Origin of the sequence: Streptomyces sp. NPDC048288, from assembly GCF_043201555.1 — a bacterium.
Classification (GTDB): Bacteria; Actinomycetota; Actinomycetes; order Streptomycetales; family Streptomycetaceae; genus Streptomyces.
Genome location: NZ_JBICZD010000008.1, coordinates 91,886 through 115,621 on the forward strand (window position 1 = coordinate 91,886; position 23,736 = coordinate 115,621).

General features: G+C 71.9%; 22 protein-coding genes. 13 read left to right on the forward strand and 9 right to left on the reverse strand.

The features are described 5' to 3' along the window. The first annotated feature begins 8 nt into the window (after nt 1–8). The 5 genes from ACGFZS_RS28025 to ACGFZS_RS28045 all read left to right on the forward strand — a co-directional run bounded on the left by ACGFZS_RS28025 (nt 9) and on the right by ACGFZS_RS28045 (nt 5,815). Nucleotides 9–1,238, forward strand: coding sequence for an MFS transporter (locus ACGFZS_RS28025; protein ID WP_393797445.1), 1,230 nt, complete (start codon nt 9–11; stop codon nt 1,236–1,238). A gap of 150 nt (nt 1,239–1,388) precedes the next feature. Continuing rightward, nucleotides 1,389–2,735, forward strand: a complete 1,347-nt coding sequence (locus tag ACGFZS_RS28030) for an ABC transporter ATP-binding protein (RefSeq protein WP_393797446.1) — start codon at nt 1,389–1,391, stop codon at nt 2,733–2,735. Nucleotides 2,736–2,787: 52 nt separating this feature from the next. Then, a complete protein-coding gene (locus ACGFZS_RS28035; RefSeq protein WP_393797447.1) occupies nt 2,788–3,240 on the forward strand; it encodes a DUF3574 domain-containing protein in 453 nt (150 codons plus the stop codon). A gap of 84 nt (nt 3,241–3,324) precedes the next feature. Continuing rightward, nucleotides 3,325–4,713, forward strand: a complete 1,389-nt coding sequence (locus ACGFZS_RS28040; protein WP_393797448.1) for an aldehyde dehydrogenase family protein — start codon at nt 3,325–3,327, stop codon at nt 4,711–4,713. A 13-nt stretch (nt 4,714–4,726) separates the two neighbouring features. Further along, on the forward strand, nt 4,727–5,815 hold the full coding sequence (locus tag ACGFZS_RS28045; RefSeq protein ID WP_393797449.1) for a Zn-dependent alcohol dehydrogenase: 1,089 nt from the start codon (nt 4,727–4,729) through the stop codon (nt 5,813–5,815). 13 nt (nt 5,816–5,828) lie between these two features. Here ACGFZS_RS28045 and ACGFZS_RS28050 read toward each other — a convergent pair whose 3' ends face one another. Both ACGFZS_RS28050 and ACGFZS_RS28055 read right to left on the reverse strand, forming a co-directional pair. Next, nucleotides 5,829–6,773, reverse strand: coding sequence for a DMT family transporter (locus ACGFZS_RS28050; protein WP_393797450.1), 945 nt, complete (start codon nt 6,771–6,773; stop codon nt 5,829–5,831). A gap of 68 nt (nt 6,774–6,841) precedes the next feature. After that, nucleotides 6,842–7,498, reverse strand: coding sequence for a TetR/AcrR family transcriptional regulator (locus ACGFZS_RS28055; protein ID WP_393797451.1), 657 nt, complete (start codon nt 7,496–7,498; stop codon nt 6,842–6,844). A gap of 95 nt (nt 7,499–7,593) precedes the next feature. Here ACGFZS_RS28055 and ACGFZS_RS28060 point away from each other — a divergent pair, with 95 nt between their 5' ends. From ACGFZS_RS28060 to ACGFZS_RS28070, 3 genes are all read left to right on the forward strand, one after another. Continuing rightward, a complete protein-coding gene (locus ACGFZS_RS28060; RefSeq protein WP_393537972.1) occupies nt 7,594–8,745 on the forward strand; it encodes an acyl-CoA dehydrogenase family protein in 1,152 nt (383 codons plus the stop codon). 59 nt (nt 8,746–8,804) lie between these two features. Then, nucleotides 8,805–9,092 (forward strand): YiaA/YiaB family inner membrane protein, encoded by a 288-nt coding sequence (locus ACGFZS_RS28065; protein ID WP_355717777.1) that lies wholly within the window; start codon nt 8,805–8,807, stop codon nt 9,090–9,092. 94 nt (nt 9,093–9,186) lie between these two features. Further along, the gene (locus tag ACGFZS_RS28070) at nt 9,187–9,810 is read left to right on the forward strand and encodes a TetR/AcrR family transcriptional regulator (protein WP_393797452.1); all 624 of its coding nucleotides are present in this window, start codon (nt 9,187–9,189) and stop codon (nt 9,808–9,810) included. Nucleotides 9,811–9,823: 13 nt separating this feature from the next. Here the strand turns inward: ACGFZS_RS28070 and ACGFZS_RS28075 are convergent, their stop codons facing one another. Next, on the reverse strand, nt 9,824–10,285 hold the full coding sequence (locus ACGFZS_RS28075; RefSeq protein ID WP_393797453.1) for a MaoC family dehydratase: 462 nt from the start codon (nt 10,283–10,285) through the stop codon (nt 9,824–9,826). Nucleotides 10,286–10,400: 115 nt separating this feature from the next. On the opposite strand from ACGFZS_RS28075, the gene soxR reads away from it, so the two are divergent. Continuing rightward, nucleotides 10,401–10,871, forward strand: coding sequence for a redox-sensitive transcriptional activator SoxR (gene soxR / locus ACGFZS_RS28080; protein WP_359209042.1), 471 nt, complete (start codon nt 10,401–10,403; stop codon nt 10,869–10,871). Nucleotides 10,872–10,884: 13 nt separating this feature from the next. Here soxR and ACGFZS_RS28085 read toward each other — a convergent pair whose 3' ends face one another. Further along, nucleotides 10,885–11,598: a 3-keto-5-aminohexanoate cleavage protein gene (locus tag ACGFZS_RS28085; protein ID WP_393797734.1), complete on the reverse strand. Its 714-nt coding sequence runs from the start codon at nt 11,596–11,598 to the stop codon at nt 10,885–10,887. A gap of 94 nt (nt 11,599–11,692) precedes the next feature. Beyond that, nucleotides 11,693–12,295 carry a hypothetical protein gene (locus ACGFZS_RS28090; protein ID WP_355717792.1) on the reverse strand — a complete coding sequence of 201 codons (603 nt, stop codon included), beginning with the start codon at nt 12,293–12,295 and terminating at the stop codon, nt 11,693–11,695. A 269-nt stretch (nt 12,296–12,564) separates the two neighbouring features. Here ACGFZS_RS28090 and ACGFZS_RS28095 point away from each other — a divergent pair, with 269 nt between their 5' ends. Further along, nucleotides 12,565–15,351 (forward strand): penicillin acylase family protein, encoded by a 2,787-nt coding sequence (locus ACGFZS_RS28095; RefSeq protein ID WP_393797454.1) that lies wholly within the window; start codon nt 12,565–12,567, stop codon nt 15,349–15,351. Between the two features lie 19 nt (nt 15,352–15,370). On the opposite strand, the gene ACGFZS_RS28100 is transcribed toward ACGFZS_RS28095, so the two are convergent. Both ACGFZS_RS28100 and ACGFZS_RS28105 read right to left on the reverse strand, forming a co-directional pair. After that, on the reverse strand, nt 15,371–16,720 hold the full coding sequence (locus ACGFZS_RS28100; RefSeq protein WP_393797455.1) for a serine-threonine protein kinase: 1,350 nt from the start codon (nt 16,718–16,720) through the stop codon (nt 15,371–15,373). An 80-nt stretch (nt 16,721–16,800) separates the two neighbouring features. After that, complete coding sequence (locus ACGFZS_RS28105) at nt 16,801–18,027, reverse strand: exo-beta-N-acetylmuramidase NamZ domain-containing protein (protein ID WP_393797456.1); 1,227 nt, start codon at nt 18,025–18,027, stop codon at nt 16,801–16,803. A gap of 184 nt (nt 18,028–18,211) precedes the next feature. Between ACGFZS_RS28105 and ACGFZS_RS28110 the strand changes: the two genes are divergently transcribed. Genes ACGFZS_RS28110 through ACGFZS_RS28120 form a run of 3 tightly spaced genes read left to right on the forward strand, consistent with a single transcriptional unit; the run spans nt 18,212 to nt 21,273 of the window. Beyond that, entirely contained in the window at nt 18,212–18,976 is a 765-nt protein-coding gene (locus ACGFZS_RS28110; RefSeq protein ID WP_393797457.1) for an SDR family oxidoreductase, read from the forward strand. Next, complete coding sequence (locus tag ACGFZS_RS28115; protein WP_393797458.1) at nt 18,973–20,649, forward strand: class I adenylate-forming enzyme family protein; 1,677 nt, start codon at nt 18,973–18,975, stop codon at nt 20,647–20,649. Before ACGFZS_RS28110 ends, ACGFZS_RS28115 begins: the two co-directional genes overlap by 4 nt. Nucleotides 20,650–20,679: 30 nt before the next feature. After that, nucleotides 20,680–21,273 carry a TetR/AcrR family transcriptional regulator gene (locus tag ACGFZS_RS28120; protein ID WP_355717807.1) on the forward strand — a complete coding sequence of 198 codons (594 nt, stop codon included), beginning with the start codon at nt 20,680–20,682 and terminating at the stop codon, nt 21,271–21,273. 58 nt (nt 21,274–21,331) lie between these two features. Here the strand turns inward: ACGFZS_RS28120 and ACGFZS_RS28125 are convergent, their stop codons facing one another. After that, nucleotides 21,332–22,546: an acyl-CoA dehydrogenase family protein gene (locus tag ACGFZS_RS28125; RefSeq protein WP_393797459.1), complete on the reverse strand. Its 1,215-nt coding sequence runs from the start codon at nt 22,544–22,546 to the stop codon at nt 21,332–21,334. Between the two features lie 6 nt (nt 22,547–22,552). Further along, complete coding sequence (locus ACGFZS_RS28130) at nt 22,553–23,575, reverse strand: phosphotransferase family protein (RefSeq protein ID WP_393797460.1); 1,023 nt, start codon at nt 23,573–23,575, stop codon at nt 22,553–22,555. Between the last annotated feature and the right edge of the window lie 161 nt (nt 23,576–23,736).

Here is a 23,736-nt window from a genome sequence, read left to right on the forward strand (position 1 = left end):
ACTTCACCATGGCGCCCGGCAGGAACCGCGGCTGGCTGCTCCGTCTCGTCATCGCCTTCGGCTTCGCGCAGGGCGCGGTGTCGATGGCCCGGCCCGCCGTCTCCTACCGGGCGCTCGCGCTCGGCGCCGACGAGCGGGCCGTCGGTGTCATCGCGGGCGTCTACGCCCTGCTCCCGCTGTTCGCCGCCGTACCGCTCGGCCGCCGCACCGACCACGGCCGCTGCGCGCCCCTGCTGCCCGTCGGCGTGGTGCTGATAGCCGGCGGCTGCGCGCTCAGCGGCCTCGCGAACTCGCTCGGGGCGATGGCCCTGTGGAGCGGGGTGATGGGCCTCGGCCACCTCTGCTTCGTGATCGGCGCGCAGTCCCTGGTGGCCCGCCAGTCGGCCCCGCACGAACAGGACCGCAACTTCGGCCACTTCACCATCGGGGCGTCCCTGGGCCAGCTGATCGGGCCGGTCGCGGCCGGAGCGCTGATCGGCGGACCCGACATGGCGGGCACGAGCGCGCTCGCGCTCGTGGTGGCGGGCGCGGGGGCGGCGGTCGCGTGCACGTCGTTGTGGCGCATCGAGGACCGTACGGCGGTCTCGTCCCGGACGGCGGGCCGGGACCGGGTGCCGGTGGGCCGTATCCTGCGCGCCCGGGGCGTCCCCGCGGGCATGCTGATCAGCCTCTCGGTGCTGTCCGCGACCGACATCCTGACCGCGTACCTTCCGGTGGTCGGCGAGCACCGGGACATCTCCCCGGCCGTGATCGGTGTGCTGCTCAGCGTGCGGGCGGGGGCGACGATCGCCTGCCGGCTCGTGCTCACGCCGTTGCTGCGGCTGCTCGGCCGGCCGGTGCTGCTGACGGTGACGTGTCTGCTGGCGGCCGTGCTGTGCGCGGGGATCGCGCTGCCGGTACCGGTGTGGGGGCTGGGCCTGATGCTGGCCGCGCTCGGCTTCTGTCTGGGGGTCGGGCAGCCGCTGTCCATGACGACGGTGGTGCAGGCGGCGCCGGACGGGGCGCGGTCGACGGCGCTGGCGCTGCGGCTGACCGGGAACCGGCTGGGCCAGGTGGCTGCGCCGGCCGCGGCGGGGGTGGTGGCCGGGGTGGCGGGGGTTGCCGCTCCGTTCGTGATGCTGGGGGCGTTGTTGTTGGTGTCCTCGGGGGTGGCTCTGCGGTCGCCGGAGAGGACTGCGGGTGCGCCTAATGGGGTGGGGGTGAATGTGAAGTCGCGGCTGGTGCGCCGTCGTGGTTGATCGCGCCCACGCGGCGGTAGCCGCATATCCAATGCAGCCCCGCGCCCCTGCGGGGGCGCTTCCTGAGGATTCGGGTACAAGTCTTCCCCCTGCCCCACACATTCCGTTAACTTCCGTGACCCACAGGTCCGTACGACCGGGGGCGGCACCATGGCACGCGCCATCTCTCTGCAGAACGTGAGCAAGGCCTACGCGCGGGGTGTCCGCGTGGTGGACCGGTTGTCGCTGGACATCGCGCCCGGGGAGTTCCTGGTGCTGCTCGGGCCGTCGGGGTGCGGGAAGTCGACGGTGCTGAGGATGATCGCGGGGCTGGAGGAGGCCGACGAGGGCGAGTTACTGCTCGACGGCGAGTACGCCAACGACCTGCTGCCGGCCGACCGGGACATCGCGATGGTGTTCCAGAACTTCGCCCTCTACCCGAGCATGACCAGCCGCGACAACATCGGCTTCCCGCTGCGCATCGAGGCGCCCGGCGCGGATCCGCGCCCCCGGGTGGACGCCACCGCCCGCATGCTGGGCATCGAGGACCTCCTGGACCGCTTCCCCAGCCAGCTCTCCGGCGGCGAACGCCAGCGGGTGGCGATGGGGCGGGCCATCGCCCGGCACCCGTCGGCCTTCCTGATGGACGAGCCGCTCTCCAACCTGGACGCCAAGCTCCGCAGCCATCTGCGCGCCGAGATCTCCCGGCTGACCCGGGAGCTGGGCGTCACCACGGTCTACGTCACCCACGACCAGGCCGAGGCCATGTCGCTGGGCGACCGGGTCGCCGTGCTGCGCGGCGGGGTCCTGCAGCAGGTCGACAGCCCGCGCGCGGTCTACGCGCTGCCCCGCAACGTCTTCGTCGCCGCCTTCCTCGGCACCCCGCGCATCAACCTGCTGCGCGGGGTGATCCGCGCCCCGCTCGACGGCGCGATGACGGTCCACCTCGGCAAACAGGCCCTGCCCCTGCCCGAACCGCTGTCCCAGGACCACCGGTTGCTGCGGGTGCAGCAGGGCCGGGAGGTGATCGTGGGGCTGCGTTCGGAGGCGGTGCGGATCGCCCGGCACTCCGCCGCCCGGCCCGGCGAGGTGCCGCTCACCGGTCTGGTGGAGCATGTCGAGTTCCAGGGGCACGAGGTCCTCGTCCACTTCGACACCGGTTCCCGGCCGGCCGTCGTACCGGATCTGGAGGCCCCGCGCCCGGCCGGCGGGCCGGTCCGGCGCCGGCGGCGGGAGGGGACGACCGTGCTGGACCGGCTCCGGGACCGGGCGAGTTCGAAGCGGGCGGGACCGGTCGTCGTACTGGAGCATCCGGCCGACGCCGGGCCCGCGCCCGAGCCCGCGCCTCCGGAGGGGCGGCTGCCCGGGGATCTGCTGGTGCGGACCACGCCCGACATCCAGCTCCGGCACGGTATGCAGGTCCCGCTCCTCGTCGATCTCGCGCATCTGTTCGTCTTCGACCAGTACGGCGAACGGATCTGCCCGTCCCCGGCACGGCTGCCGGACCTGGACGAGTGAAACCCGCTGGGAAACCGGGACTTGGGCATTCCGAACCCCCTATGAAAGGGGCATGCGTACTCATTCCCTCCGCAACCGGTCGGCCCTGGCCGTCGCCGGCCTCCTGCTCGCCGGTGCTCCGACCGCGTACACGGCGCTGGCCGACGAGCAGCCCTCGGCCGCGCCGACGCGCGGCAAGCCGTACATCGAGACCCGGCTGCTCTTCGGCACCGCCCGCCCGGACGGCGGGCCCGCCGTCACCGACCGGCAGTTCATGGCCTTCGTCGACAAGGAGGTCACCCCGGACTTCCCCGACGGGCTCACCGTGCAGAACGCGCGCGGGCAGTGGCGGGACGCGCACGGGACGATCGAGAAGGAGCGGTCGTACGTGCTGACTCTGCTGTATCCGGAGTCGGCGGCGAAGGTCAGCGACCGGAAGGTGGAGGAGATCCGGCGGGCCTACGAGAAGGCCTTCGCGCAGGAGAGCGTGGGCAGGGTGGACGATCGGGCCCAGGTCGACTTCTGATGGTCCCGGGGCACGTCTGGCGCGCTAAAACTATCGCCGCTAGTTTGTGACTCGGACGACAGAGCCCCGCCGGGAGGAAGCAGTATGAAGGCACACGACGGCCTGTACATCGACGGCGCCTGGCGCGCCGCCGAGAGCCGGGACGTGATCGAGGTCGTGAACCCGGTCGACGAGCAGGTCGTCGGCCGGGTGCCGGCGGGCGGCGCGCTGGATGTCGACACCGCCGTACGCGCGGCCCGTGCCGCCCTCCCGGCCTGGGCCGCCACCCCGCCCGCCGAGCGCGCCGCCCGGCTCGCCGCACTGCGGGACGCGCTGGCGGCCCGCAAGGACGAGATCGCCGGGACGGTGAGCGCGGAGCTGGGCGCGCCGCTCGCCTTCGCGCAGGCCGTGCACACGGGCCTGCCGATCGCGGTCGCGGGCTCGTACGCCGAGCTGGCGGCCACCCACCCCTTCGAGGAGAAGGTCGGCAACTCGACCGTCTACCAGGAGCCGGTGGGCGTGGTCGGCGCGATCACGCCCTGGAACTACCCGCTGCACCAGATCGTCGCCAAGGTCGCCCCGGCGCTGGCCGCGGGCTGCACGGTCGTCCTGAAGCCGGCCGAGGACACCCCGCTCACCGCCCAGCTGTTCGCCGAGGCGGTGCACGAAGCGGGCCTGCCCGCCGGGGTGTTCAACCTGGTCACCGGTCTCGGTCCGGTCGCCGGTCAGGCGCTCGCCGAGCACCCGGGTGTCGACCTGGTCTCCTTCACCGGTTCCACCGCCGTGGGCAAGCAGATCGGCGCGGTCGCCGGGGCCGCCGTCAAGAAGGTGGCCCTGGAGCTGGGCGGCAAGTCCGCGAACGTGATCCTGCCGAGCGCGGATCTCGCCAAGGCCGTCAACGTCGGCGTGGCCAACGTGATGGCCAACTCCGGCCAGACCTGCAGCGCCTGGACCCGGATGCTGGTGCCCGCCGACCGGTACGCGGAGGCGGTGGAGCTGGCCGCGGCCGCGGCCGCCAAGTACGGGGACCGGATCGGGCCGGTCGTCAGCGCCAAGCAGCAGGCACGGGTGCGGGGTTACATCGAGAAGGGCGTCGCGGAGGGCGCCCGGCTGGTCGCCGGCGGCCCCGAATCCCCGCGCGAACAGGGCTACTTCGTCAGCCCGACCGTCTTCGCCGATGTCACCCCCGAGATGACGATCGCCCAGGAGGAGATCTTCGGCCCGGTGCTCTCCATCCTGCGCTACGAGGACGAGGAGGACGCGCTCCGGATCGCCAACGGCACGGTCTACGGGCTCGCGGGCGCGGTCTGGGCCGGGGACGAGACGGAGGCGGTGGCCTTCGCCCGGCGCCTGGACACCGGGCAGGTCGACATCAACGGGGGCCGCTTCAACCCCCTCGCCCCGTTCGGCGGTTACAAGCAGTCGGGCGTCGGCCGCGAGCTGGGCGCCCACGGCCTCGCCGAGTACCTCCAGACCAAGTCCCTGCAGTTCTGAGGAGGTTGCCCGCATGGCTTTCCAGGTCCGCGCCGCCGTACTGCCCGCCGTGGGTGCCCCGCTGTCCGTCACCGGGATCGAACTCCCGGACCCCGGCCCCGGGCAGGTCCGGGTCCGCCTCGCCGCCGCCGGTGTCTGCCACTCCGACCTCTCGCTGTCCGACGGCACCATGCGGGTGCCGGTCCCCGCGGTCCTCGGCCATGAGGGCGCGGGCACGGTGGTGGCGGTGGGGGAGGGCGTCACCCGGTTCTCGCCCGGTGACCCGGTCGTCCTCAACTGGGCTCCCGCCTGCGGGCGTTGCCACGCCTGCGGGCTCGGAGAGGTCTGGCTGTGCGCCGACGCGCTGGCCGGCGCCGCCAACGTCCACGCCCGCACGGCGGACGGCACCGAGCTCCACCCCGGCCTGAACGTGGCGGCCTTCGCCGAGGAGACGGTGGTCGCCGAGTCCTGCGTGCTGCCCCTCCCCGACGGCATCCCGCTCACCGACGCGGCCCTGCTCGGCTGCGCGGTGCTCACCGGCTACGGCGCGGTCCACCACTCGGCGCGGGTCCGCGAGGGCGAGACGGTCGCGGTGTTCGGCGTCGGCGGGGTGGGCCTGGCCACCGTCCAGGCGGCCCGGATCGCCGGCGCGTCCCGGATCGTCGCCGTGGACGTCTCCCCGGAGAAGGAGGAGCTGGCGCGGGCGGCGGGCGCCACCGACTACGTCGTCGCCTCCGACACCACGCCCCGCGCGATCCGCGCCCTCACCGGCAGACAGGGCGTGGACGTCTCCGTCGAATGCGTCGGCCGCGCGGTCAGCATCCGCGCGGCCTGGGAGTCCACCCGCCGGGGCGGCCGTACGACGGTGGTCGGCATCGGCGGCAAGTCGGAACTGGTCACCTTCAACGCCCTGGAGCTCTTCCACTGGGGCCGCACCCTCTCCGGCTGCGTCTACGGCAACTCCGACCCGGCCCGTGACCTGCCGGTGCTCGCCGAACACGTCCGGGCGGGCCGCCTGGACCTGGGCGCGCTGGTGACGGAGCGGATCGCCCTGGACGGCATCCCGGCGGCCTTCGAGAACATGCTGGCGGGCAAGGGCGGCCGGGCGCTGGTGGTGTTCTGAGCGGGCGGCGTCCTCACGCAGACTCCCGCGCCTCCTCGGGCCGTGTCTCCCGCGCGGCCACGACCCGGGGGGAGCGAGCCCGCGACCGGGACACCGCCACACCGGCCAGGCACAGCACACCGCCCGCGAGCGTCAGCACACCGGGCACCTCGCCGAGCGCCAGCCATGACATCAGGACGACCAGCGCGGGCACCGCGTACGTCGTCGCGCCCATCCTGCTGGCCGTCGTCCGCGCCAGCGCGTAGGCCCATGTCGTGAACGCCAGGGCCAGCGGGAACACGCCCAGGTACAGCATGTTCAGGGTCGCGGAGAGCGGAGCGCCGGCCGCCTCGCCGGCCAGCTGCCCGGAGAACGGCAGACAGGCGACGGTGCCGGTCAGACACCCGAACGTCGTCACCTGGAGCGCGCTCGCCCGGCCCAGCGCGGGCTTCTGCGCGACCACGCCGCCCGCGTACGCGACGGCGGCCAGCAGACACAGCACCACACCCAGCACCGACGAGCCGCCCCCGCCCGACATCGAAAGACCGACGGTCACCGCACCCGCGAACGACACCGCCATCCCCGCCAGCAGCCGCGGCGGCATCGGATCCCCGAGCAGCCGGGCCCCGAGCAGCGCGATCAGAATGGGTCCGGTGTTCACGACCAGGGCGGCGGTACCCGCGTCCACCTGCTGCTCGCCCCAGTTCAGCACCACGCTGTAGAAACCGAACCAGAGCACCCCCGATATCGCGATCCCGCGCCACGCGGCCCTGTCCGGCAGCCCCTCCCGCCGCACCGCACACAACACGCCCAGCACCAGGGACCCGGACAGCAGCCGCCCGAGCGCAAGCGCCCCGGGGGAGTAGGAGTCCCCCGCACTACGGATCGACACGAACGCCGACGCCCAGAGCACGACGGTGACGACGGCAGCGGCGGCGGGGAGAAGGTGCTGGGGAGCACGAGCGGCGAGGTTCTTCATGAGGCCGAGGGTAGGGAGTGGGGGAGGGCGGGGGCTGGCGGATTTCGGACGGGTGGCTGCGGCGCCCCCTACGCCCCCTCCCGCACCCCCGCGAACTGCTCCCCCAACCCGTCCAGCAACGCCCGCAGCCCCGTCTCGAAGGCCCGCTCGTCGATCTTCTCCTGCTGGTCGGCCAGCAGATGCGCCTGCCCGAGATGCGGATAGTCGGCCGGGTCGTACGCGCTCGCGTCGTCCACGAACCCCCCGGCGAACGACCCCAGCGCCGACCCCATGATGAAGTACCGCATCAGCGCCCCGATGGAGGTCGCCTGGGCCGGCGGCCACCCCGCGCCCACCATGGCGCCGTAGACCGCGTCGGCGAGCCGCAGTCCGGCCGGGCGGCGGCCGGGGCCCCGGGCGAGGACCGGGACGATGTTCGGGTGGTCGCGCAGCGCGGCGCGGTAGGACACGGCCCAGTCGTGCAGCGCGGTCCGCCAGTCCCGCCCGGCGTCCTGCCCGAGGCCTTCGAACATCGACAGGTCGACCTGCGCGCTCACCGAGTCCGCGACCGCCTCCAGGATCTCGTCCTTGGTGCGGAAGTGGTTGTAGAGCGAGGGCCCGCTCACCCCCAGCACGGCCGCGAGCCGCCGCGTGGAGACGGCCGCCAGCCCCTCCGCGTCCACGAGTTCCCGTGCCGCGAGGACGATCCGGTCGGTGCTGAGGAGGGGCTTGCGCGGTCGGGCCATGGCGCACATAGTAGGGCTGCAACGATAAACTAGCAGTGCTAATTTAAATGTACGGCCTTGAACGGCTTTCGGGATCCGACAGAGGTGGTCGCATGGTGAACCTGGGACTCGGCGAGGAGCAGACCGCCGTACGGCAGCTCGCCCGGGACTTCGTGGAGCGCGAGATCGCCCCGCACGTGATCGCCTGGGACCGTGCGGAGGAGGTCGACCGGGGGATCGTGAAGAAGCTCGGCGAGGTCGGCTTCCTCGGTCTGACCGTCGACGAGGAGTACGGCGGCTCGGGCGGCGACCACCTGTCGTACTGCCTGGTCACGGAGGAACTGGGCCGCGGCGACTCCTCCGTGCGCGGGATCGTGTCGGTGTCCCTCGGGCTGGTCGCGAAGACCGTCGCCGGCTGGGGGACCGAGGAGCAGAAGCGGCGCTGGCTGCCGGGGCTGACCTCCGGCGCGTACGTCGGCTGCTTCGGCCTCACCGAACCCGGCACCGGCTCCGACGCGGGCAACCTCACCACCCGCGCCGTTCGCGAAGGCGACGAGTACGTCGTCAACGGCACCAAGATGTTCATCACCAACGGCACCTGGGCCGACGTGGTGCTCCTCTTCGCCCGCTCCACCGACGCGCCGGGGCACAAGGGCGTCTCCGCCTTCCTGGTCCCGGCCGACACGCCCGGCCTCACCCGCCGCCCCGTGCACGGCAAGCTCGGACTGCGCGGCCAGGCCACCGCCGAACTCGTGCTGGAGGACGTCCGGGTCCCTGCCTCCGCGATGCTCGGACCGGAGGGCAAGGGCTTCTCCGTCGCCATGTCGGCGCTGGCCAAGGGGCGGATGTCGGTGGCGGCCGGCTGTGTCGGCATAGCCCAGGCCGCACTGGACGCGGCCGTGAAGTACGCCGGGGAGCGCGAGCAGTTCGGCACGCCGATCGCCGGGCACCAGCTGGTCCAGGAGCTGATCAGCGACATCGCCGTGGACGTGGACGCGGCCCGGCTGCTGACCTGGCGGGTCGCCGATCTCGTCGACCGCGGCCTGCCGTTCGCCACCGAGTCCTCCAAGGCCAAGCTCTTCGCCTCCGAGGCCGCCGTGCGCGCCGCCAACAACGCCCTCCAGGTCTTCGGCGGCTACGGCTACATCGACGAGTACCCGGTCGGCAAACTCCTGCGCGACGCCCGCGTGATGACCCTCTACGAGGGCACCAGCCAGATCCAGAAGCTGCTCATCGGGCGGGCGCTGACCGGCGTTTCGGCGTTCTGAGTACCTCCCTGAGTATCCCGGCGGATGTGGCGCGGGCCACGTCCGCCGATGCTGGACCCATGAGCGAGACACCCGTCAGACAGCAGAACACCGCCGCCTTCTACGGCCAGGCCGTCGCCTCCTTCGGCATCGCGATGGCGGCCACCGTCATCGGCATCTTCCGGCTGCAGGCCGACGCCTGGGTGCGCGGCTTCCTCGGCATCGCCGTCCTCTACCTCGTCACCTCCGCCTTCACGCTCGCGAAGGTCATCCGCGACCGCCAGGAGGCCGGCCAGATCGTCAGCCGCGTCGACCAGGCCCGGCTGGAGAAGCTGCTCGCCGAACACGACCCCTTCGAGAAGCTCTGAGGGGCTTCCGAAAAGCTCTGAGCGGGCACACTAAGCGCTCGCTCAGCTTCGGCGGTATGGTGGAGCTCCGGTATCGAGAGGGGCGAGGCGAGCGATGAGTACGGCGGAGGAGACGACCGGCGGCGAGATCGAGCCGTGGGAAGAGGTCACCCCTGACGCGGCCCGGCGACTGCTGGTCGCCGCCGTGGAGGCCTTCGCCGAGCGCGGCTACCACGCCACCACCACCCGCGACATCGCGGGCCGCGCGGGCATGAGCCCCGCCGCGCTCTACATCCACTACAAGACCAAGGAAGAGCTGCTCCACCGGATCAGCCGCATCGGTCACGACCGGGCCCTGGAGATCCTCCAGACGGCCGCCCGGCGCGAGGGCACCCCGACCGAGCGGCTGGCCGACGCCGTCAGCTCCTTCGTCCGCTGGCACGCCGGCCGGCGCACCACCGCCCGGGTCGTGCAGTACGAAATCGACGCCCTCGGCCCCGACGCCCGCGCCGAGATCCTCGACCTGCGCCATCAGGTCGACGCCGAGGTGCGCGGGATCATCCAGGAGGGGGTCGAGTCCGGCGAGTTCGACGTCATCGACGTGCGCGGCACCACCCTCGCGGTGCTCTCGCTCTCCATCGACGTCGCCCGCTGGTTCAACGTGAACGGCCCCCGGACCCCCGAGGAGGTCGGCGCGCTCTACGCCGACCTCGTGCTGCGGATGGTCGGGGCCAAGTAGCCGCCCGCCGTCCTCAGAGGTAGTACCGGGCCACCGACTCCGCGACGCAGACCGGCTTGTCGCCGCCCTCGCGCTCCACGCTGAAGGCGACCGTCACCTGGACGCCGCCCGTGACGTCCTCCACGCCGGTGATCGTCGCGGTGGCGCGCAGCCGGGAGCCGACCGGGACGGGGGCGGGGAAGCGGACCTTGTTGGTGCCGTAGTTCACGCCCATCTTCACGCCCTCGACCTTGATCAGCTGGGGGCCGAAGAGCGGGAGCAGCGACAGGGTCAGATAGCCGTGCGCGATGGTCGTCCCGAACGGGCCCGCGGCCGCCTTCTCCGGGTCGACGTGGATCCACTGGTGGTCGCCCGTCGCCTCCGCGAACAGGTCGATCCGCTTCTGGTCGACCTCCAGCCAGTCGGTGTGGCCCAGCTGCTCGCCCACGGCCGCCTTCAGCTCGTCGGGGGAGGTGAAGATCCTCGGTTCTGCCATGTCGCCGGCCCTCTCGCACTCGCACGCACATTGTCTAAGCAACTGCTTAGCATGGTCGGGTGCGGGTCCGCTGTCAACGGACTGCGGTCCGCGTCCGATGGGTAATCTCTGCGGGGTGCCGCAGATTCCCGAGAAGATCCACGAGCTGAGCGTCGGCCAGCTGTCCGCGCGCAGCGGCGCCGCCGTCTCCGCGCTGCACTTCTACGAGGCCAAGGGCCTCATCAGCAGTCGGCGGACCTCCGGCAACCAGCGTCGCTACACCCGTGACACCCTGCGCCGGGTGGCCTTCGTCCGGGCGGCGCAGCGCGTGGGCATCCCGCTGGCCACGATCCGCGAGGCGCTCTCGGAACTTCCCGAGGAGCGCACCCCGACCCGGGAGGACTGGGCCCGCCTCTCGGAGGCGTGGCGGGCGGAACTGGACCAGCGCATCCGGCACCTCAACCGCCTGCGCGACCACCTGACCGACTGCATCGGCTGCGGCTGTCTGTCGCTGGACACCTGTGTGCTGTCCAACCCGGACGACGTCTTCGGCGAACGGCGGGCGGGATCCAGGCTGCTGCCGGAGGGGACCGAGCGCCGACCGTAGGGCGGGGGTTCGGTCACCGGCCGCGCTGGAGCAGCGCCTCCCTCACCAACTCGGCGTTGGACAGCGCCCGTTCGCCGTCGGGGAGCAGCAGGGTGTCTTCCAGGCCGATCCGGGTCGCGAGGCCCAGCCGGCCCGCCAGCCGCAGCACCGGCCAGGTGCCGCCCTCCTCGCCGTGCAGCAGGACCGGGCGGCCGTGGGCCGTGCCCAGCTCGGCGAGCAGGCTCCGCGCCGAGTCCTCGGCGGTGGCCGGGTCGGGGTCCGTGACCTCCGCCAGCACCCGGAGCACCCGCGGCCCCAGCGGCGAGGCCGCGAACCGCGCCGCGCCGTCCGTGCCGGACCAGATGCCCGCCTCCACGCCGATGTCCAGGTCCAGCAGCTGCGCCGCCAGTTCCCCGGCACCGGGCTCGTGCCAGTTGACCGAGGCGAAGTCCGGCCGTACCGACCAGGACCGGACGCGCTCCAGCCGGGCCGCCGGATCCGGTTCGGCCCAGGCGCCCGTGGTCATGCCGACCGGCACCCGCACCCGCGCCCGTATCGCCTCCAACGCCGGGCCGACCGCGCGCGGGGACAGACTCTCGCGCCCGCACGGCGTCCTCGGGTGGACATGGATCTCCGCGGCCCCCGCCGCCACCGCCTCGGCCGCGGACCGGGCCAGTGCCGCCGGTGACAACGGCACCCCCGCGCCGTCGGCGCCCGTACGGCGTCCGTTGAGACACACCTGCAGCAGTCGCTCCATACCCCGATGGTGCGGGCCGCCACTGACAAGGGCCGGTTCTCCCGGCAGTTGGGGGGTGCGGCATCCCCGGCGCACCCCCACGTGGTCAGGCCGACATGAGCAGCCGCCCGCGCCTGGCGTAGGCCAGGGCCTCGGGGGTGAGTACCGGACGCGGCACCAGGATCCCGCAGTCCGCGCAGACCGGACCGGCGGAGGGCTCGTGGTCCAGGTCGTACTTCCAGATGAGGCGCTCCCCGGCGCACACCGGGCAGACCGTGCCCGGCTCGCGCTCCAGGGCGGCGATCAGCCGTCGCAGCACCTCGGCGAGTGGTTCGTCGGGATGGACCCGTGGGTCGTCGCACCAGGCCACTCCGAATCCGCCCCAGGTCAGCCGGTGCCAGTCGTCCACGCTGCCCGGGCGGCGCAGCCCGTCGTGCTTCTCCTTCTTGCGGCGCTCGGCGAACTCGACCTCATAGGCCAGCCAGACCGCCCGCGCCTCTTCCAGCTCCTCCAGTGCGCCCACGAGACGCGCCGGATCGGGGGACCTGTCCTCGGGGCCGAACCCGGCCCGCGCACACAGATGGTCCCAGGTCGCGCGGTGCCCGTAAGGAGCGAACCGCTCCAGGCACTTGCGCAGTGAGTAACGCCGCAGCGCCAGATCGCACCGCGGGTCTCGCACCTGTCTCGCCAGACTCCGGAAACCGGCCATCGCCCTGCACCTCCGTCACACCTGCACCTGTACTTCGGTCACTTCGGCGTCGCCGCACGGACTTCGCGCGGCGTTGCCGTATAGACGTATCGACACGCGAATCGGCTCCATCCGATTTCCGATGCCGTCCATAAGGCCGCCCGCCTTGACCGACGGCCGGTGGCGCCGGCCGGGCCGACGACCACTCCAAAACTTGACGCATGTTCATCTTCAATCCCGGGGATACCGGCGGTAACGTCCGGCACCACCCCTCGTCCAGAGGAGATGTCATGCAACGACGCTCCAGACATCACGCGTTGTTCGACAGAGTGAGAACTCCCCGCAAGTTCCCCGGGTTCCTGAAAGTCGCGTCCGTCTGCGTTCTCGTGGTCGGCCTGCTCTCCCCGCTGGCCCAGGCGACCCCGGCCGCCGCGGCCGCGTCCAACGACTACTGCGGCGGGCAGTGTTCGGACATCCTTCCGCCCGGCGAGAACGGCAACGCCACTCTCGCCCAGATCCTGCTCAACCAGGCCTTCGGCACCCAGCCCAGCCACGCCGAGGACCAGCTCGGCCCCTATGCCAACCTGGCCACCGGCTACTCCACCCTCACCGACGCGAAGATCAACACGTTCTTCAACGACTCGTCGTTCGGGGTCGCATCGAGTCAAGTCGCCTCCACGGAGAGTCCGGCCGGACGCAGCGACGTCACCATCGTCCGCGACAAGGCGACCGGTGTGCCGCACATCACTGGTACCACCAGATACGGCACCGAGTTCGGGGCCGGTTATGCGGCAGCTGAGGACCGGCTGTGGCTCATGGACGTGTTCCGGCACGTCGGGCGCGGCCAGCTCACCACCTTCGCCGGCGGTGCCGCCTCCAACCAGGGCCTTGAACAGCAGTTCTACCGAAACGCCCCCTACACCGAGGCCGACCTCCAGGCGCAGATCGACAACGCCGTCGCCAACAACGGCACCCGCGGCCAGCAGGCGCTCGACGACGCCAACGCCTACCTCGCCGGCATCAACGCCTATATCGACGCCTCCGACAGCGGGCGCTACTTCCCCGGTGAGTACGTCCTGACCGGGCACAAGGACTCGATCACCAACGCCGGCACGATCGACCACTTCAAGATCACCGACCTGGTGGCGCTGGCCTCCGTGATCGGCGCGCTGTTCGGCTCCGGCGGCGGTGGCGAGGTCAACAACGCCATCTCGCTGCTCGCCGCCCAGGAGCAGTACGGCGTGACACAGGGCACCAAGGTCTGGGAGTCGTTCCGCGAGCGCAACGACCCCGAGGCCGTGCTCACCGTCCACAACGGCGAGAGCTTCCCGTACGGCACCAAGCCCTCCGACCCGCAGGGCGAGGCGCTGCCGGACTCCGGAACGGTGACCACCGAGCCGCTGGTCTACGACGCCACCGGCACCGGCGCCGACCAGAGCGCCGACGCGGCCTCCGCCACGGCGACCGCGGCCGCCCTCAGCTCGGCGAAACGCGGGATGTCCAACGCCCTCGTGGTCAGCGGCAAGTACACCGCGAGCGGTCACCCCATCGCCGTCTTCGGACCGCAGACCGGCTACTTCGCCCCGCAGCTGCTCATGCTCCAGGAGATCCAGGGCCCGGGCATCAGCGCCCGCGGTGCCTCCTTCGCGGGCCTGAGCATGTACGTCGAACTCGGCCGCGGCCAGGACTACGCGTGGTCCGCCACGACCTCCGGCCAGGACATCATCGACTCCTACGCGGTCGAACTCTGCCAGGACGACTACCACTACCTGTACCACGGCACCTGCACGGCCATGGACGAGGTGGAGCAGAAGAACTCCTGGACGCCCACCACGGCCGACTCCACCGCCGCCGGCTCGTACACGATGAGAGTGTGGAAGACCAAGTACGGACCCGTCCAATACCGGGCGACGGTCGGCGGGAAGAAGGTCGCCTACACCACCCTGCGCTCCTCCTACATGCACGAGGCCGACTCGATCATCGGCTTCCAGATGCTCAACGATCCCGACTATGTGAAGAGCCCGCAGACCTTCCAGAGCGCGGTGCAGCACATCAACTACACCTTCAACTGGTTCTACGCCGACTCCTCGCACACCGCGTACTACAACAGCGGTGACAACCCGGTGCGCCCGAGCGGTGTCGACCCCGAGTTCCCGGTCTGGGGCCAGGCCGCCTACGAGTGGCAGAACTGGGACCCGACCACCAACACCTCCGACTACACCCCGGCCTCCCAGCACCCCAACTCCATCGACCAGGACTACTACGTCTCCTGGAACAACAAACAGGCGCTCGACTACACGACCGCGAGCTGGGGCGACGGCTCGGTCCACCGGGGCAACCTCCTCAACGACCGGGTGAAGAAACTCGTCGCCGCCGGGGGCGTCACCCGCTCCTCGCTTGTCAAGGCCATGGCAGACGCATCGCTGGAGGACCTGCGGGGCGAGGACGTCCTGCCGAACCTGCTGAAGGTGATCAACAGCAGTACGGTCACCGACTCCACGGCCGCCGCGGCCGTCACCAAGCTCCAGACCTGGCTGACCGCGGGCGCCAAGCGCACGGAGACCTCGGCGGGTTCGAAGACGTACGCCAACGCCGACGCCATCCGGATCTTCGACGCCTGGTGGCCGCTGCTGGTGAAGGCCGAGTTCCAGCCCGGCCTCGGCTCCGACCTGTACACCGCGATCACCGCCAACCTGCCGATCGACGAGTCACCGTCGGCCGCGCACGGGCCCACCGGCTCGCACGCGGGCAGCTCCTTCCAGTACGGCTGGTGGAGCTATGTCGACAAGGACATCCGCTCGGTGCTCGGGCAGACCGTGTCCGGACCGCTGGCCGCGCAGTACTGCGGCAGCGGCAGCCTCAGCGCCTGCCGGGACATCCTGATCAGCACGCTGAAGACGGCGGCCGGCACCAGCGCGTCCACGGTCTACCCCGGTGACACCCTGTGCTCGGCGGGCGACCAGTGGTGCGCCGACTCGATCGTCCAGCGCACCCTGGGCGGCATCAAGCACTACAACATCAGCTGGCAGAACCGGCCGACCTTCCAGCAGGTGGTGGAGTTCACGTCACACCGGTGACGCGCTCACGGCGGCGGGGTCACCCGATGCGCCCCGCCGCCAGCACCACCCGCGCCAGCTCGGGGTGCACGATGTCGCTGTGCGCCCCGGCCGGCGGGCCGCCCTTGTTCACGACCGCCGCCGCGTCGACGTTCACACAGCCCGACGCGGCGAGCGGGCCGCTCAGGGCCGCCGCCAGATCCAGCGACCGCGTGCCCGGCACCGCCTGGACGCCGTCATGGCCCATCGCGCCCCACTCGGCCCCCAGCACCTGCCCCAGCCCCGGGAGCCCGAACTCCTCGACCGGCGGCTCCGGCAGCGCGATCGTCCGGTTGTCGTCCGCCATCCGCGAGGCCAGCGGATACAGCGTGCCGAGCGCCTGGTCGAAGTGGGAGTAGCAGCACACCAGCGGACCGTCGATCCGGCTCTGCCGCCCCCGCAGCGCCCCGGCCGCGCCCGGGTCGTGGGGCAGCCGGTCGGCGAACGCGTAGTGCGAGAAGGCCCCTTGCAGCAGCGTCACGGACTTCACCGTGCGCACCCCGTCCGGCAGCCCGAGCAACGCGAACGACACCAGCCGGCCGCCGAAGCTGTGCCCGACCAGATGTACCCGCACCTCCGGCGCCGCCGCGGCCAGCCGCCCCAGCAAGGGCCCGAGCCCGCGCTCCCCGACGATCCCGCCGCGCCGCTTCATCGCGTAGTACGTCGCCTGCCGCAGCAGCTCCTTCGCGCCGTCCCACGGGTTCGGCAGCGCGAACCCGGCGGCCGGCCCGCCCTCCTGGAGGGACGCCAGCGCCTGCGCGAACTCCCCGCACAGATCCGCCGTGTCCCCGGAGAACAGCACCGACTCGCCCCCGGACGCGCCGTCCGTCAGCGTGTCCGCCGCGAGGAGCGGCTGCGGCCCCCCGGGCCGCACGTCGACGAGCACCCGCACCAACTGCCCGAACTGCTCCAGCCCGTCCGCCGGACGCCGCTCCAGCAGCCCCGCGAGCTGCTCGACCACGGTGGCCCGTCCGGGAAAGGCCTCCAGGAGGGCGCGCCGGGTGTCCTTGTCGAGGGCGGCGGCCGGGCTCTCGACCGCCTCCGCGGCCACCGCCGACCTCGGGAAGTCGGGGATCGGCTCGTCGCAGAACCGCATCGACGGCCAGATCACCCCGACGTACCCGATCCGTGCCTTCGGCGCGAGCTTCGGGATCGGCGCGAAGAACTGCCGGTACAGGGCGGTCGCGCCCGAGCGGTCGTTGTTCCAGCCGTGCGCGAAGACGATCAGGTCACGGACCCCGTGACCGGTGACCTCGCCCAGCAGCCGGTCGCGTTCGGCGCCGTCCGGATCCCCGTCGGCGTCGAAGGTCAGCTCCCAGTAGGGAGTCACACTCATCCCAGGATCCGCCATACCAGGCTCCTCGTCCCCCGAACCGGTGCGATGTGCGCGCATCGTCCCGCCGACGGGCAAGGTTGGCCATACAACGCGCCTCACCTGTAGAGGAGAAATTCCTTTCGAACCCGGCGGAACGCGGCCAGCTCGTCCTGCCAGGCGCCGACGACCTCGTCGGTGCCCGCGCCCGCGTCGACCATCGTGCGCACGCTCGTGGATCCGGTGAGCCTGTCGATCCAGTCGTCCGACCGCCAGGCGAAGCCGTCCCACACCTTCTTCGCGGTGACCAGCAGGGCGATTCCGGTGCGGACGGGGTCGTAGGCGGCCCGGTCGTGCACATGGATCTGCACCCCGCCGACCGTCTTGCCCTGGAACTTGGAGAAGGTCGGCGCGAAGTACGCCTCCCGGAACCGCACGCCCGGCAGCGCGAGTTCGTCGACGGCCGCCGCCCAGCGCGCGTCGATGCCCTCCGCGCCGAGGAGTTCGAAGGGCCGGGTGGTGCCGCGCCCCTCGGACAGGTTCGTGCCCTCGAAGAGACAGGTGCCCGAGTAGACGAGGGCCGTGTCCGGGGTGGGCATGTTGGGGCTCGGCGGCACCCAGGGCAGGCCGTACGCGTCGTAGAAGCGGGACCGCCGCCAGCCGGTCATCGGTACGACGTCCAGGGCGACCGGCGTGTCCAGGAACCGCGCGTTGAACAGCCGGGCCAGCTCGGCGACCGTCATCCCGTGCGCCTGCGCGATCGGCTGCCGGCCGACGAAACTGGCGAACTCCCTGTGCAGGACCGGGCCCTCGGCCGTCCGGCCGGTCACCGGGTTCGGGCGGTCCAGGACGACGAACCGCTTCCCGGCCAGTCGGGCCGCCTCCATGCAGTCGTACAGGGTCCAGATGTACGTGTAGAAACGGGCGCCGACGTCCTGGATGTCGAAGACGACGGTGTCCACGCCGGAGGCGGTGAAGACGTCGGCGAGGGGCTTGCCGCTCTTGAGGTACGTGTCGTACACGGGGAGGCCGGTGGCCGGGTCGTCGTAGCGGCCCTCGGAGCCGCCGGCCTGGGCGGTGCCCCGGAAGCCGTGCTCGGGGCCGAAGACCGCCGTCAGCCTGACCCCGGGGTCGGCGTGCATGACGTCGACGATGTGGCGGACGTCGGGGGTGATGCCGGTGGGGTTGGTGACGATGCCGGTGCGCTGGCCGCTGAGGAGGGCGTAGCCGTCGGCCGAGAGTCTGTCGAAGCCGGTGTGGAGGCGGTCGGCCGTGGTGGCCGGTGTCGCTCCGGGCGAGGCGGTGGCGGTGGCCGCGGCGAGCAGGGTTCTTCTGGAAAGGTGCATGCAGGTGACCTCCTCGTCGATTGCTCCCGCACGAAGTCTGCAGCCTGCAGGTCGTGTGTGGCTGGTCGCGCAGTTCCCCGCGCCCCTGACGGGGCGCGATCCGGTCACCCTTTCCCAGAACATACCGACCGGTTAGTGTGTCGGTGCTGAGCCGAGTCTGGTCGCGTCGTGTCGAAGGAGACCGATGGTGGGAGCCGTGCGAGATGCCCGAGTCGTGGTCACCGGGGCGGGAGGTGGCATCGGGGCTGCGCTGGCGCGTCGGTTCGCCGCCGAGGGGGCCCGGGTCGTGGTGAACGACCTGGACGGGGAGAAGGCGGCGGCCGTCGCCGCGGAGATCGGCGGGATGGCCGTTCCGGGTGACGCGTCGGCCGTCGTCGGGGCCGCGCGGGACGCGCTCGGCGGGAGTGTCGACGTCTACTGCGCCAACGCCGGGCTCGGCTCGGGCGGGTCCGAGGCGGCCGACGAGGCCGTGTGGGCCTCCGCCTGGGACGTCAACGTCATGGCGCATGTGCGGGCCGCGCAGGAGCTGGTGCCGGAGTGGCTGGAGCGGGGGAGCGGGCGGTTCGTGTCCACCGTGTCCGCCGCCGGGCTGCTCACCATGATCGGGGCCGCCCCGTACAGCGTCACCAAGCACGCCGCGTACGCCTTCGCCGAGTGGCTGTCACTGACCTACCGGCACCGCGGCCTGAAGGTGCACGCCATCTGCCCGCAGGGCGTCCGCACCGACATGCTCGCCGCCACCGGCAGCGCGGGCGATATCGTGCTCCAGCCGACCGCCATCGAGCCGGACGCCGTCGCGGACGCGCTGTTCAAGGGGATGGCGGAGGACCGGTTCCTGATCCTGCCGCATCCCGAGGTCGCCGACTTCTACCAGGCACGGGCCGCCGACCCGGACCGCTGGCTGACGAACATGAACCACATCCAGCAGAAGTGGGAGGCCGTCCGGTGAGCCAGGCGGAGACCGAGTCCATCTACGCCGCCCGGCCCTGGGTGGCGCTGCTCAACGAGGCCCAGCGCGGGCCGGTCGATCCCCCCGACTCGCTGGTGCACGCCCTGCGCGCGGCCGTCGCCGAGGCACCCGACCGCCCCTTCCTCGCCTACTTCGACGCCCGGCTCAGCTTCCGCGAGGCCGACGAGCTGAGCGACTCCGTCGCCGCCCACCTCGCCGAGCGCGGCCTGGAGCGCGGCGACCGGGTCGCCGTCGTCCTGCAGAACTCGCCGCACTTCGTGCTCGCGCTGCTCGGCGCCTGGAAGGCGGGCGCCACCGTGGTGCCGGTCAACCCGATGTACAAGTCGGGGGAGGTCTCCCACGTCCTGCGGGACGGCGAGGTCGCCGCGCTGGTCTGCTCGCAGCGGGCCTGGGAGTCGTACCTGCGCGACACGGCCGCCGACTCGCCGGTCAGGATCGTGCTCACCGCGAGCGAGCTGGACTTCCAGACCCGGGACGACGCGCGCGTGCTGGGCTTCGAGCGGCTGCCGCAGGCCGCCGACGCCGAGGACCTGGTCGAGGTCGCGCGGCGCGGCGGCAAGGCGCCCGAGGGACGGGATCCGGCGCCCTCCGACATCGCGCTGATCAGCTACACCTCGGGGACCAGCGGCGCCCCCAAGGGCGCCACCAACCTGCACGGCAACATCATGTACAACGCCGAGCGGCAGCGGACCGGGCTCGCGCTGCCCGACGCGCCGGTCTACTACGCCCTCGCGCCCCTGTTCCACATCACCGGCATGGTCTGCCAGCTCGGCGCCTGCCTGACCAGCGCGGGCACCCTGGTGCTGACGTACCGCTTCGAGCCGGGCCTGGTCCTGGAGGCGTTCGCCGAGCACCGCCCGCAGTACACGGTCGGCCCGTCCACGGCCTTCATGGCACTCGCCGCCCACCCGGACGTCACCCCGGAGCACTTCGCCTCCTTCGTGAACATCTCCTCGGGCGGCGCGCCGCTGCCGCCGGCGCTGGTGGAGAAGTTCCGCGCGGGGTACGGGCCGTACATCCGCAACGGCTACGGGCTGACCGAGTGCACCGCGCCGTGCGCCTCCGTGCCGCCCGGCCTGGAGGCGCCGGTGGACCCGGTCTCCGGGACGCTCGCGGTCGGCGTGTCCGGTCCCGACACGGTCGTCCGGATCATCGACGACGCGGGCCGCGAGGTGCCCTTCGGCGAGCAGGGCGAGATCGCGGTGCGCGGGCCGCAGGTCGTGCCCGGGTACTGGCGGCGGCCCGAGGCCACCGCGGAGACCTTCCCGGACGGCGAGCTGCGCACCGGTGACATCGGGTTCATGGACCCGCAGGGCTGGCTGTACGTCGTCGACCGCAAGAAGGACATGATCAACGCGTCCGGCTTCAAGGTCTGGCCGCGCGAGGTCGAGGACGTGCTGTACACCCATCCGGCGGTGCGCGAGGCGGCCGTCGTCGGCGTGCCCGACGGGTACCGCGGGGAGACCGTCAAGGCCTACATCAGTCTTCGCCCGGGAACTGCAACCGACCCGGACGATCTCGCCCTCTATTGCAAGGAGAGACTGGCGGCCTACAAATACCCGCGCCAGGTGGAGATCCTGACCGACCTGCCGAAGACGGCAAGTGGGAAGATCCTCCGACGGGAACTGCGTTCCCGACCGCAACAGGGTTAGCAGAGACGACGAGGAAGGCAGGTGGCGGCAGTGCCCAGGACGACGGACGGGGACGGGGCTCCCGTTCCGCAGCGGCTCCTCGCCGCCGCCACCCGGCTCTTCGCGGAGCAGGGCTACGACCGCACCTCCGTGCAGGAGATCGTGGAGGCGGCCGGCGTCACCAAGGGGGCGCTGTACCACTACTTCGGCTCCAAGGACGACCTCCTGCACGAGGTGTACGCGCGCGTGCTGCGCGTGCAGCAGGAACGGCTCGACGCCTTCGCGAACGCGGACGAGCCGATCGAGAAGCGGCTGCGGGGCGCGGCGGCCGACGTCGTCGTGACGACGATCGAGAACCTCGACGACGCGTCGATCTTCTTCCGGTCCATGCACCATCTGAGCCCGGAGAAGAACAAGCAGGTGCGCGCCGAGCGCCGGCGCTACCACGAACGCTTCCGCGCGCTCATCGAGGAGGGCCAGCGCGAGGGCGTCTTCTCGACCGCGACCCCGGCGGATCTCGTCGTCGACTACCACTTCGGCTCGGTACACCACCTGTCGACCTGGTACCGGCCGGACGGACCCATGGCTCCGCAGGAGGTCGCCGACCACCTGGCCGACCTGCTGCTGCGGGCGCTGCGGCCCTGAGCCGCGAACAGACCGGCGGCCCCGACCTCATGGCCGGGGCCGCCGGTCTGTTCCCTGTCTACAGGTACTTCTTCAGCTCCCGGCGGGCCAGCGACCGCTGGTGCACCTCGTCGGGGCCGTCGGCGATCATCAGGGTCCGGGCCGAGGCGTAGAGCTCGGCCAGCGGGAAGTCCTGGCTGACACCGCCCGCGCCGTGCAGCTGGATCGCCCGGTCGATGATGTCGACGACCGCGCGCGGGGTGGCGATCTTGATGGCCTGGATCTCGGTGTGGGCGCCCCGGTTGCCGACGGTGTCCATCAGCCAGGCGGTCTTCAGGACCAGCAGCCGCAGCTGCTCGACGGTCACCCGCGCGTCGGCGATCCAGTTGTGCACCACGCCCTGCTGGGCCAGCGCCTTGCCGAAGGCCTGGCGGGAGACGGCCCTGCGGCACATCAGCTCGATCGCCCGCTCGGCCATGCCGATCAGCCGCATGCAGTGGTGGATCCGGCCCGGCCCGAGCCGGGCCTGGGCGATGGCGAAGCCGCCGCCCTCCTCGCCGACCAGGTTCGCGACCGGCACGCGCGCGTGGTCGAAGATCACCTCGGCGTGGCCGCCGTGCGAGTGGTCCGAGTAGCCGAAGACCTGCATCGCGCGCTTGACCGTGACGCCGGGGGTGTCGCGCGGGACCAGGACCATGGACTGCTGGCGCCGGATGTCGGCGCCCTCCGGGTCGGTCTTGCCCATCACGATGAAGATCTTGCAGTCCGGGTTCATCGCCCCGGAGATGTACCACTTGCGGCCGGTGATGACGTAGTCGTCGCCGTCGCGTTCGATGTACGTGGTGATGTTGGTGGCGTCCGAGGAGGCCACCTCCGGCTCGGTCATGGCGAACGCGGAGCGGATCTCACCGGCGAGCAGCGGCTCCAGCCACTGCTTCTTCTGCGCCTCGTCGGCGAACTGGGTGAGCACCTCCATGTTGCCGGTGTCCGGGGCCGCGCAGTTCAGCGCGGTGGGCGCCAGGTGCGGGGAGCGGCCGGTGATCTCGGCGAGGGGCGCGTACTGGAGGTTGGTGAGGCCGGCGCCGTACTCGGCGTCGGGCAGGAAGAGGTTCCACAGGCCCTGCCTGCGGGCCTCGGCCTTCAGCTCCTCGACCACGGCCGGCGTGTCCCACGGCGAGGCCAGCGCCGCGCGCTGCTCCTCGGCGACCGGCTCGGCCGGGTAGACGTACTCGTCCATGAAGGCGAGCAGCTTGGCGCGCAGTTCCTCGGTGCGCGCGTCGAACGCGAAGTCCATGGCCGGTCAGCCTTCCTGAAGAGTGGTCAGTCCGTGCTCGATGAAGACGGGGACGAGTTCGCCGATGCGGTCGAAGCCCTGCCCCAGGGTCTGGCCCAGCGTGTACCGGTAGTGGATGCCCTCCAGGATCACGGCGAGCTTGAACCAGGCGAACGCCGTGTACCAGGAGATGTGCGAGACGTCCCGGCCGGAGCGGGCCGCGTAGCGCTCGACCAGTTCCCGCGGGGCCGGGTGGCCGGGTGCCTCGGCGGTGGTCGACACCGGCGAGTCGGGCGCGCCCAGCGGCTGGCTGTACATCACCAGCAGGCCCAGGTCGGTGAGCGGGTCGCCGAGCGTGGACATCTCCCAGTCGAGGATCGCCCTGATCCGGTCGTCGTCGCCGATCAGGACGTTGTCGAGGCGGTAGTCGCCGTGGATGACGGTGGCCGCGGGGGAGTCGGGCAGCCGGCGGCCCAGGGTCGCGTGCAGCTCGTCGATGCCGGCCAGGTCACGGTTGCGGGAGGCGTCCAGCTGCTTGCCCCAGCGGCGCAGCTGCCGGTCCAGGAACCCCTCCGGGCGCCCGAAGTCGGCGAGGCCGACCTGCCCGGGATCCACGGAGTGCAGCTCGACCAGCGTGTCGACGAGCGACAGCACCGCGTCGCGGGTGCGCTCCGCGCCGAGCGGGGCGAGCTGCTCGGCGGTGCGGTAGGGGGTGCCCTCGACGAACTCCATCACATAGAACGGCGCGCCCAGCACCTCCTCGTCCTCGCACAGCAGCACCGGGGCCGGCACCGGCACCTCGGTCGGGTGCAGCGCGCTGATCACGCGGTGCTCGCGCCTCATGTCGTGCGCGGTGGCCAGGACATGGCCGAGCGGGGGCCGTCGTACGACCCACTTCGCGGTGGAGTCGGAGATCGCGTAGGTGAGGTTCGACCGTCCGCCCTCGATCAGCCTTCCGGTCAGCGGACCGGTCACCAGGCCGGGGCGCTCGCGATCGAGCAGTCCGCGCAGCCGGTCGAGATCGAGTCCGGGCGGGTGGTCGGGGCTCATGCATCGCTCCTACGAACGAATGAACAGGACCCGACTCATGATGCCGACCAGTCGGTATGTCGTCCAGCCGGTGAGCCGAAAGTGACCGGGACCACCCTAAGGCCCGGCCGGGAGACGGCGGCTCCCCGTGCGCGCAGAACGGGGAGCCACCGATTCCGGAC

Bases quoted from the DNA above. Each gene is read 5' to 3' on its own strand.
- ACGFZS_RS28025 (WP_393797445.1), top strand. From the start codon at position 9: ATGGCGCCCGGCAGGAACCGCGGCTGGCTGCTCCGTCTCGTCATCGCC.
- ACGFZS_RS28030 (WP_393797446.1), top strand. From the start codon at position 1,389: ATGGCACGCGCCATCTCTCTGCAGAACGTGAGCAAGGCCTACGCGCGG.
- ACGFZS_RS28035 (WP_393797447.1), top strand. From the start codon at position 2,788: ATGCGTACTCATTCCCTCCGCAACCGGTCGGCCCTGGCCGTCGCCGGC.
- ACGFZS_RS28040 (WP_393797448.1), top strand. From the start codon at position 3,325: ATGAAGGCACACGACGGCCTGTACATCGACGGCGCCTGGCGCGCCGCC.
- ACGFZS_RS28045 (WP_393797449.1), top strand. From the start codon at position 4,727: ATGGCTTTCCAGGTCCGCGCCGCCGTACTGCCCGCCGTGGGTGCCCCG.
- ACGFZS_RS28050 (WP_393797450.1), bottom strand. From the start codon at position 6,773: ATGAAGAACCTCGCCGCTCGTGCTCCCCAGCACCTTCTCCCCGCCGCC.
- ACGFZS_RS28055 (WP_393797451.1), bottom strand. From the start codon at position 7,498: ATGGCCCGACCGCGCAAGCCCCTCCTCAGCACCGACCGGATCGTCCTC.
- ACGFZS_RS28065 (WP_355717777.1), top strand. From the start codon at position 8,805: ATGAGCGAGACACCCGTCAGACAGCAGAACACCGCCGCCTTCTACGGC.
- ACGFZS_RS28070 (WP_393797452.1), top strand. From the start codon at position 9,187: ATGAGTACGGCGGAGGAGACGACCGGCGGCGAGATCGAGCCGTGGGAA.
- ACGFZS_RS28075 (WP_393797453.1), bottom strand. From the start codon at position 10,285: ATGGCAGAACCGAGGATCTTCACCTCCCCCGACGAGCTGAAGGCGGCC.
- ACGFZS_RS28090 (WP_355717792.1), bottom strand. From the start codon at position 12,295: ATGGCCGGTTTCCGGAGTCTGGCGAGACAGGTGCGAGACCCGCGGTGC.
- ACGFZS_RS28095 (WP_393797454.1), top strand. From the start codon at position 12,565: ATGCAACGACGCTCCAGACATCACGCGTTGTTCGACAGAGTGAGAACT.
- ACGFZS_RS28100 (WP_393797455.1), bottom strand. From the start codon at position 16,720: ATGGCGGATCCTGGGATGAGTGTGACTCCCTACTGGGAGCTGACCTTC.
- ACGFZS_RS28105 (WP_393797456.1), bottom strand. From the start codon at position 18,027: ATGCACCTTTCCAGAAGAACCCTGCTCGCCGCGGCCACCGCCACCGCC.
- ACGFZS_RS28110 (WP_393797457.1), top strand. From the start codon at position 18,212: ATGGTGGGAGCCGTGCGAGATGCCCGAGTCGTGGTCACCGGGGCGGGA.
- ACGFZS_RS28125 (WP_393797459.1), bottom strand. From the start codon at position 22,546: ATGGACTTCGCGTTCGACGCGCGCACCGAGGAACTGCGCGCCAAGCTG.
- ACGFZS_RS28130 (WP_393797460.1), bottom strand. From the start codon at position 23,575: ATGAGCCCCGACCACCCGCCCGGACTCGATCTCGACCGGCTGCGCGGA.